The 7,923-nt window shown below is 64.5% G+C and carries 9 protein-coding genes and 2 riboswitches; of the genes, 4 read left to right on the top strand and 5 right to left on the bottom strand.

The features are described 5' to 3' along the window. The coding region (locus C5J24_RS26875; protein WP_105422285.1) for a P1 family peptidase at positions 1-786 on the top strand (786 nt) is incomplete at its 5' end. On the opposite strand, the gene cobD is transcribed toward C5J24_RS26875, so the two are convergent. Then, positions 779-1,807, bottom strand: a complete 1,029-nt coding sequence (cobD, locus tag C5J24_RS26870) for a threonine-phosphate decarboxylase CobD (RefSeq protein WP_105422283.1) — start codon at positions 1,805-1,807, stop codon at positions 779-781. The two genes, C5J24_RS26875 and cobD, sit on opposite strands and share 8 nt — an antisense overlap. On the opposite strand from cobD, the gene cbiB reads away from it, so the two are divergent. Further along, positions 1,806-2,771, top strand: a complete 966-nt coding sequence (cbiB, locus tag C5J24_RS26865; protein ID WP_105422281.1) for an adenosylcobinamide-phosphate synthase CbiB — start codon at positions 1,806-1,808, stop codon at positions 2,769-2,771. The genes cobD and cbiB overlap by 2 nt on opposite strands. Here the strand turns inward: cbiB and C5J24_RS26860 are convergent. The 4 genes from C5J24_RS26860 to C5J24_RS26845 are packed head-to-tail and all read right to left on the bottom strand — an operon-like array spanning position 2,755 to position 5,789. Next, complete coding sequence (locus tag C5J24_RS26860) at positions 2,755-4,224, bottom strand: cobyric acid synthase (protein WP_105422279.1); 1,470 nt, start codon at positions 4,222-4,224, stop codon at positions 2,755-2,757. The genes cbiB and C5J24_RS26860 overlap by 17 nt on opposite strands. A 2-nt stretch (positions 4,225-4,226) precedes the next feature. Then, a complete protein-coding gene (cobO, locus tag C5J24_RS26855) occupies positions 4,227-4,841 on the bottom strand; it encodes a cob(I)yrinic acid a,c-diamide adenosyltransferase (protein ID WP_037087557.1) in 615 nt (204 codons plus the stop codon). Continuing rightward, complete coding sequence (locus C5J24_RS26850) at positions 4,838-5,599, bottom strand: CbtA family protein (protein ID WP_105422277.1); 762 nt, start codon at positions 5,597-5,599, stop codon at positions 4,838-4,840. Before C5J24_RS26850 ends, cobO begins: the two co-directional genes overlap by 4 nt. Positions 5,600-5,612: 13 nt before the next feature. Next, positions 5,613-5,789, bottom strand: coding sequence for a CbtB-domain containing protein (locus tag C5J24_RS26845; protein ID WP_037087553.1), 177 nt, complete (start codon positions 5,787-5,789; stop codon positions 5,613-5,615). A gap of 36 nt (positions 5,790-5,825) precedes the next feature. Further along, positions 5,826-6,055, bottom strand: a riboswitch (cobalamin riboswitch). A gap of 59 nt (positions 6,056-6,114) precedes the next feature. Beyond that, positions 6,115-6,356, top strand: a riboswitch (cobalamin riboswitch). Between the two features lie 106 nt (positions 6,357-6,462). Between C5J24_RS26845 and C5J24_RS26840 the strand changes: the two genes are divergently transcribed. Continuing rightward, the gene (locus tag C5J24_RS26840) at positions 6,463-6,873 is read left to right on the top strand and encodes a DUF1636 domain-containing protein (RefSeq protein WP_105422275.1); all 411 of its coding nucleotides are present in this window, start codon (positions 6,463-6,465) and stop codon (positions 6,871-6,873) included. Continuing rightward, positions 6,870-7,907: a cobalamin biosynthesis protein CobW gene (gene cobW / locus C5J24_RS26835; RefSeq protein ID WP_105404381.1), complete on the top strand. Its 1,038-nt coding sequence runs from the start codon at positions 6,870-6,872 to the stop codon at positions 7,905-7,907. Before C5J24_RS26840 ends, cobW begins: the two co-directional genes overlap by 4 nt. Positions 7,908-7,923 lie beyond the last annotated feature (16 nt).

The raw sequence follows: 7,923 nt of genomic DNA, 5'->3' as shown, positions 1-7,923 counted from the left end.
GCCTTCGGTCTCGATGCGGCCGGCGGCGTACAGTCGGGCCTGCGCGAAATCGGCCGCGGTTTCCAGGTCGGCAGCGTCCGTGTGCCGATCGTACCGCAGGCAATCCTGATGGATCTCCTGAACGGCGGCAACAAGGACTGGGGCCTACATTCGCCGTATCGCGACATGGGCTACGAGGCGTTCAAGGCCGCCACTAAGACTCCATTCACCCTCGGAACCATCGGTGCCGGAACGGGCGCATCGACGGCAACCTTCAAGGGTGGCCTGGGTTCGGCAAGCGCCAGAACCTCGGCAGGTCATAAGATCGCGGCGCTGCTTGCGGTCAACGCCATGGGCTCGGCGACCGTCGCCGAAGGACCACATTTCTGGTCCGCTCCCTTCGAGCAGAACCACGAATTCGGCGGCTTCGGATTACCCGGCCAGTTCACCGACAGCCACACGGCATTGCGGATGAAGGGCGTCAACCTGAAGGCTACGACAATCGGGGTCGTGGTGACGGATGCCGTGCTGACCAAAGCCCAGGCGCACCGGCTGTCGATCATGGCCCATGACGGGCTTGCGCGTGCCGTCCTGCCGGCACATCTGCCCGGCGACGGCGATACGATCTTTGCCGCCTCGACAGGCGCCAGGCCGCTCGGCGACATGGCCGCCTTCGCCGAACTCTGCCATCTGGCAACGCTGGTGACCGCCCGCGCCATAGCCCGCGGCGTCTACGAGGCAACGGCTTTGCCCAATGCCAACGCCCAGATCGCTTGGCGCGACAAATTCACTTCGCCGGCTAAATAGTTTTCAAGGCTTCTTCGAGCCGCGGCCTGTCATTCTCGCATGGAAGGCCGATTCTTAGATCCTCGGGCCGTTCCTCGAACCGGCGCAACAGAATGCCCCGCTCTCCAAGGTGCCGGAAAACCGCTTGCGCGCGAGGATCCCGGATGAAGCGGAACAGCGACGTCCCACCCATAACAGGTATTCCCGCAGCACCGAGCAGGGCATCCATCCGCGCCGCATCCTCCTTCAACCTCAGCCGCATCGCGCCCTGCCATGTCACATCGGTGAGTGCCTCGTTCGCCACGTGCAATGCCGGGCCGGACACCGCCCAGGGACCCAGCCGGCCCTCGATTTTCGCCACGGTTTCCGGATGCGAAATCACGAAGCCGAGCCGCAAGCCGGCCATGCCGTAGAACTTGCCGAAGGAGCGCAGCACGACGAGCCCGCCGGCATCGACCGCGTCTGTGACGCTCGATGCTTCCGAGACGTCCATGAACGCTTCGTCCACGACCAGCAGCCCAGCCTTCGCGCGCATGACTTCTGCGAGCCGCAAAAGATCGGCACGCGGTACGATACGTCCGGTCGGGTTGTTGGGATTGACGATGACGGCGAGGTCCGCTTCCGCCAGCCGATCCAGATCGTCAGTTTCGGTGACTTCGAAGCCGGAAAGCCGCGCCGCGCGGGCATGCTCCGCATAGGTGGGCGAAAGAACCGCGGCGCGGCCTTTCCGGGCGATCATATCCGCGACCATCGGCAGCAGAATCTGCGTCCCCGGCCCCGCCGCGACATGCGCCGCCGACGGCGCGCCGTAGGCAGCAGCGGCAAGGCCCTTCAGCCTTTCCGCCGATGCGACGTCAGGCAGTCGCGTGAAAGCATTGTCGGGCAGGGGCGAATACGGATAGGAATGCGGGCTGATACCGGTGGAAAGATCGACCCAGGGTTCCGGCGCATGTGGAAACAGCGCCCGGGCACGGGAAAGATTACCGCCATGCTGTATCGGATCGCCAATTTCACCGCCAATCTCAGGGCCTGCCAACTTCATGTTCCTTCTCGCATTTTTCGCGCTGATCACGGAGCGCATCGTGGGTTATCCGGACTGGCTGTTCCGCCGCATCGGCCATCCGGTCACCTGGATCGGCGCACTGATATCCCGGCTCGACCGCGATCTGAACCGCGAAAGCGACGACTTCTCCACGCGCAAGCGAAAGGGCGTGTTCGCGCTTCTGGCGCTTCTCGGCATCACCGTCCTGCTCAGCCTGGTGATCGAATACGACCTGAGAATGATCCCCCTCGGACCGATCCTGCTGGTAGTGATCGCCGCGAGCCTGCCGGCGCAGAAGAGCCTTGAAACCCATGTCGAGGCCGTCGCGACGGCGCTGCGATACGGAGGCCTGGACGCCGGGCGGAAAGCGGTCTCGAAAATCGTTGGGCGCGATCCGGAAAAGCTCGACGAAGCGGCCGTCTGCCGCGCGGCGATCGAGAGCCTGGCCGAGAATTTTTCGGACGGCGTCGTGGCGCCGGCCTTCTGGATGGGGATCGGCGGTCTTGCGGGTGGCGTCGGCTACAAGGCGGCCAACACCGCCGACAGCATGATCGGCCACAAGCTGCCGCGATACGAAGCCTTCGGCTGGGCGGCCGCGCGGTTTGACGATCTCATCAACCTGCCTGCCTCGCGCCTGAGCGCCCTGCTTTTCGTGGTCGCTGCAGGTTTCATCGATCGCGCCTCGCCGGGCAACGCAATCCGCGCCATCAGGCGGGATGCCCACCATCACCGGTCGCCGAATGCCGGCTGGCCGGAAGCGGCGATGGCCGGCGCGCTCGGCATCGCCCTCGCCGGGCCGCGCAGCTATGGCGGACAGATGATCGAGGCACGATTCATGGGCGAGGGCGGTCGCTCCGAGCTCACCTACGACGACATTCGCCGCGCGCTGAAACTCGCCCGCGTCGCCGACGCTCTGCTGATCGGCCTTTTCGGCCTCCTGGCGTGGATCATCTGGCAAGTTTGAGCAGCCCATCGAGATCGAGATGCTTTTCCATATGGGCGGCCAGCCGGTCCAGCACCGCGTCCACGCCTGCCTCGTAATCGAGGCCGGAGGTAGAACCTCCGAGGCGCGTCAGCCAGGCCGACCGCTGCCGGTCGTCGGAAAACAGACCGTGGAGATAGGTGCCCCAGACCCGGCCATCCGCCGATATCGCCCCTTCCGGGTTGCCGCCGACGATCGAGAACGGGCATTGGCAATCTGCGCCGGATGTCCGCCCGATATGCATTTCGTAGCCGGACAGGGAAATTCCGTCGAAGCTTTCGCCCGAGACGGCCTCCAGCCGTTTATCGCCGGAAAGAACCGTCTCCACATCCAGCAAGCCCAGCCCTTCGATCGAGCCGGGCGGCCCTTCGGTTCCATCCGGATCGGAAACGGTTTTTCCAAGCATCTGATACCCGCCGCAGAGGCCAAGCACCCGCCCGCCGCGGCGGACATGGGCGGCGATATCGACGTCGAAACCGGCCGCCTTCAGCGCCCGCAGATCGGATATCGTCGCTTTCGAACCCACCAGCAGCACGAGATCGCAATCGCCGGGAATGACCTGTCCCGGCCTGATGCGGACGAGATCGACATCCGGCTCCGCTTCCAGCGGATCGAGATCGTCGAAATTGGAGATGTGCGGCAGGATCGGCACCGCGATCCTGATCTTCGCACCAGCCTTCCGCACCGAAGGTGCATTGAGGCCAAGCGCATCTTCGGCCGGCAGCCGGGCCGCTTCGGCAAAATGCGGCAACAGCCCGACCGAATGCCAGCCCGTGAGTTCCCCGATCATCCGCATGCCGTCGGCGAACAAGGTCGGATCGCCGCGAAAACGATTGACGATAAAACCCCGGATCATTGCCGCATCTTCGGGATGGAGCACCAGCCTGGTCCCGGCGAGGCTGGCGATCACCCCGCCACGGTCGATATCGCCGATCAGCACCACCGGCACGTCGGCGGCCCGGGCAAACCCCATATTGGCGATGTCGTTGTGGCGAAGATTGATTTCCGAGGCGCTGCCGGCGCCTTCGACCAGGACGAGGTCGGCCTGGTTGCGGAGGATTTCGAAACTTTCCAGGACCCGCGGCATCAGTGTCCGCTTGAGCATCTGATACTCGGCAGCCTTGGCATTGCCCTCGACCCTGCCTTGCACCACCACCTGCGCCCCGACCTCGCTCTGCGGCTTCAGGAGCACCGGGTTCATGTGGACGCTGAGCGGCGCGCCGGCGGCGCGCGCCTGCAACGCCTGCGCCCGACCGATTTCGCCGCCGTCTGCGGTGACCGCGGCATTGTTCGACATGTTCTGCGGCTTGAACGGCATGATCTTCAGGCCGCGCAGCGTAAAGGCGCGGGCAAGCCCGGCCACGACCAGCGACTTGCCCACATCCGAGCCCGTTCCCTGAAACATCAGCGCCCGAGCTGGCTTGACCCGAACCATGGCTAAAACTCGATACCGGCCTGGGCCTTCACGCCCGCCTTGAAGTGGTGTTTGACCAGCGACATCTCGGTCACCATGTCGGCGGCCTCGATCAGTGCCGGCTTGGCGTTACGGCCGGTGACGACCACATGCAGATCCGGCCGCCGTGCCTGTAGCGCGGCGACGATCTTGTCGAGATCGAGATAGTCATAACGAAGCGCGATGTTGAGTTCGTCAAGGATGACAAGCCCGATCGTCTCGTCCGCCATCAGCTCGAGTGCCTTTTCCCAGGCCTTTTCCGCCGCGGCGACGTCGCGCTTCAGGTCCTGGGTCTCCCAGGTGAAACCCTCGCCCATCGTGTGCCAGACGACGCGGTCGCCGAAGACGGCGAGCGCGGGCTGCTCCCCGGTCGACCAGGCGCCCTTGATGAACTGTACGACGCCGACCCGGCGGTTGTTGCCGAGCATGCGCAGCGCCAGGCCGAAGGCAGCTGTGGATTTGCCCTTGCCGGGCCCGGTATGGACGATGAGAAGACCCTTTTCCTGGGTCTTCTCGGCCACTTCCGCATCCTGAACCGCCTTGCGGTTCGCCATCTTGGCGCGGTGACGCTCGACGGACGCCTCGTCGATCTCCTTCACCGGGAAGCAAGCTTCGCCGGAGATCCGGCAGAAGCTTCCTCGCCAGCGCGGAACTTTTCGCGGACGACCCCGGCCAGCGCACCGAGCACCGCCCAGAACACCAGGTTGGTGGCGTAGACGGCGTTGACGAAGCGAGCATGGAGATCCATCGGGACCGCCGTTTCATGGCTTGGCGGCAGCGGCGCGCCGACCAGATGCGGGGCGATCAGCAGCACGATCGCAAGGGCTGCAAACACAGCCGAGCGGGTATAGGCGAGCAGGCCGAGACCCACTGCCGTGCAGACCGCCGTCGAGACCCACCAGATCTGGCGCGGGCCGAGTTCCGCAGCCGGCATGCCGGGCAGTTCCGGCGGCAGGCCGAGGCCGGGCGCAAGGATGACGGCGAGGAAGCCGGCAATGCCGAACATCAGGCCGCCGCGCCAGCCCTTGAAGCCGCCGAACGCTTCCGAGGCGGCAACCAGGACAAGGGCAAAACCGATAGCCGACAGCATGTCTGCGGCAGCAGTATAGATGAAACGCTCGAAGCCATCGGCGGGAGCCCACGCTTCGTCGCCGTGGTGATGCTCGGCGGCCGATGCCGTGGCGCCTGCGGCCGGCGCAGCATCATGGCTGTGGCCTGCCTCAGGCGCGGCATTCTCGAACACTTCCGCCTGCAGGATCAGCGGCACGGTGGAGAAGCTCTGCATCACGGTCAGTAGCAGTCCGGACAAAAGCCCGGCGATCACCGCCGTGAAGACGATGTTGCGAAACAACGACATTGGGGAGAACTCCTCAGTGGCAGGGGAAGGCGAGCGAGTGGCGCGTGTCATGCGCGGCATTGTGGACGACTTCCAGATGCGAGAAGCCGACAAAGCCGACGATGAACAGGCCGAGCAGGGCCGTCATGCTGAGGGGAATGATCTTCGAAGCGGAGAGGCTGACTGCAGCTGCAGCAGAGTTCGTAACCATGGTCTCGTCCTTTCGCCCTCCACCCGAGGGCCGTTCACGTTCTTTGCCGCCTCTGGCAGGTCTCCTGGCTCGCGGATCGGACGCCTTCTCCCGCCTTCCCAGGATCCCGTTGGCCGGATTTCCCAGTGGCTTGACGGCCAAACAGCCGTTTTGGTCGAAGACTTTCCGCTTACAGTTGCGGGGGCAGCCGCGGGTTGGACGGCAGAATTCCGTCGCACCGCATTCCCTCTAAAACCCTTTCGGGCACCATAGGCTCGGCCACTATAGACGAATTCGGCGTGACGGCAATCGCCTTTGCGACGCATTGACATGGGCCTGCGACCGGGCTTACTTGAAAGGAGATGGTCCCTTTCCGGCAACGGGGAGGGCTAAGAGAGAATGCGGTGCGATCCCTTTTTTCAGGACCAATGCCGCGGCTGCCCCCGCAACTGTAGGCGGCGAGCCATTGCCTAAAACGGCCATTTGGCCGTCAAGCCACTGGGAAATCCGGCCAACGGTATCCTGGGAAGGCAGGCAAATGGCGACGACCCGCGAGCCAGGAGACCTGCCGTCCGATTAATTTTGCTTCACCGGGCGGGGTGCTCCGGAGGAAGTTTCTCGATCACCGCAGAGGGATTTCGACCTTCTGCTCCGCGCCCCGATTTTTCGACCCCGGCGGGAACGCGGCTGACCGATGAGTGACCACCGACCAGATGATCCGGCAACCGCCGGCCCGGCAGATGTGACGATTTTCGTCTGCACCAATTGCCGTGACGCGTCCGACGGCGAAATCCGGCCCGGCATCGCACTGATCGCGGCGCTGCGCGAGGCAGCAAACGGCAAGCCGCTCGCGGTCAAGCCGGTCACCTGCCTTGCCAATTGCGAAAAAAGCCCGAGCGCCGCCTTCAACCACAAGAGCGGCTGGTCCTATGTCTTCGGCCACCTGTCGCTCGACAATGTCGAGGACATCGTCACCGGCGCGATGATGCTGGCCGAGGACGAGCGCGGCTTCCTTCCCCTTCGCGGCCGCCCGACCTGCCTGCGCGGCAAGGGCATGACGGCCCGTATTCCACCCTTTCATCACCACGAGGACATGCCATCATGAGCGTTTCGTTCGACCGCGTTCCCTGCACCGTCGTTACCGGGTTTCTGGGAGCCGGCAAGACCACGCTGATCCGCAACCTGATCGAAAACCTGAAGGGCAAGCGGCTGGCGATCATCGTCAATGAATTCGGCGATGTCGGCATCGACGGCGACGTGCTGAAAGGCTGCGGCATCGAAAGCTGCCCGGAAGACAATATCATCGAGCTCGCCAACGGCTGCATCTGCTGCACCGTGGCGGACGATTTCGTGCCGGCGATCGACCGGATCCTGGCTATCGAACCCCGCGTCGACCACATCCTCATCGAAACCTCCGGCCTCGCGCTGCCGAAACCCCTCGTCCAGGCCTTCCAATGGCCTGACGTCAAGGCACGGGTGACGGTCGACGCGGTGATTGCCGTGGTCGACGGACTGGCGCTCGCTGAAGGTCGCGTTGCCGACGATCACGAGGCGCTGGAAGCGCAGCGCGACGCGGACGGTTCGATCGACCATGACGATCCGGTCGAGGAAGTGTTCGAGGACCAGGTGGCCTGCGCCGACATGATCGTGCTCACCAAGAGCGACCTCCTGGATGCCGCCGGCCTCGCGACCGCCAGGGATCGCGTGTCCGCCCATCTGCCACGTGCCGTGAAAATCGTCTCGGCTGCCAACGGCGCCATCGATCCGGCCGTGCTGATCGGCCTCGGCCTCGCCGTCGAGGACGATATCGAAAACCGCAAGACCCATCACGACGACGAACTCGACCACGATCACGACGATTTCGACAGCTTCGTCGTCGATCTGGCCGCAGTCACCGACGCCGAACAGCTCGCCGCACGCATTTCCGCGACGGCGGAGGCGGAAAACGTGCTGCGCATAAAAGGCTTCGTGGAAGTCGCGAACAAGCCGATGCGCCTGCAGGTTCAGGCGGTAGGATCGCGCGTGAACCATTATTTCGACCGCGCCTGGGCACCCGGCGAAGCGCGGACAAGCCGCCTCGTCGTGATCGGCGAAAAAGGCATCGACCGCGCCGCGATCGAAAGGATGCTGGCCGCATAAGAAGGCCCGAGGGAAG

The sequence above is a fragment of the Neorhizobium sp. T25_27 genome (assembly GCF_002968565.1).
In the GTDB taxonomy this organism is placed as follows: domain Bacteria; phylum Pseudomonadota; class Alphaproteobacteria; order Rhizobiales; family Rhizobiaceae; genus Neorhizobium; species Neorhizobium tomejilense.
This window is presented reverse-complemented; position numbering and strand designations above follow the sequence as displayed.

Bases quoted from the DNA above. Each gene is read 5' to 3' on its own strand.
- cbiB (WP_105422281.1), top strand. From the start codon at position 1,806: ATGTTCCTTCTCGCATTTTTCGCGCTGATCACGGAGCGCATCGTGGGT.
- C5J24_RS26845 (WP_037087553.1), bottom strand. From the start codon at position 5,789: ATGGTTACGAACTCTGCTGCAGCTGCAGTCAGCCTCTCCGCTTCGAAG.
- C5J24_RS26860 (WP_105422279.1), bottom strand. From the start codon at position 4,224: ATGGTTCGGGTCAAGCCAGCTCGGGCGCTGATGTTTCAGGGAACGGGC.
- cobD (WP_105422283.1), bottom strand. From the start codon at position 1,807: ATGAAGTTGGCAGGCCCTGAGATTGGCGGTGAAATTGGCGATCCGATA.
- C5J24_RS26840 (WP_105422275.1), top strand. From the start codon at position 6,463: ATGAGTGACCACCGACCAGATGATCCGGCAACCGCCGGCCCGGCAGAT.
- cobW (WP_105404381.1), top strand. From the start codon at position 6,870: ATGAGCGTTTCGTTCGACCGCGTTCCCTGCACCGTCGTTACCGGGTTT.
- C5J24_RS26850 (WP_105422277.1), bottom strand. From the start codon at position 5,599: ATGTCGTTGTTTCGCAACATCGTCTTCACGGCGGTGATCGCCGGGCTT.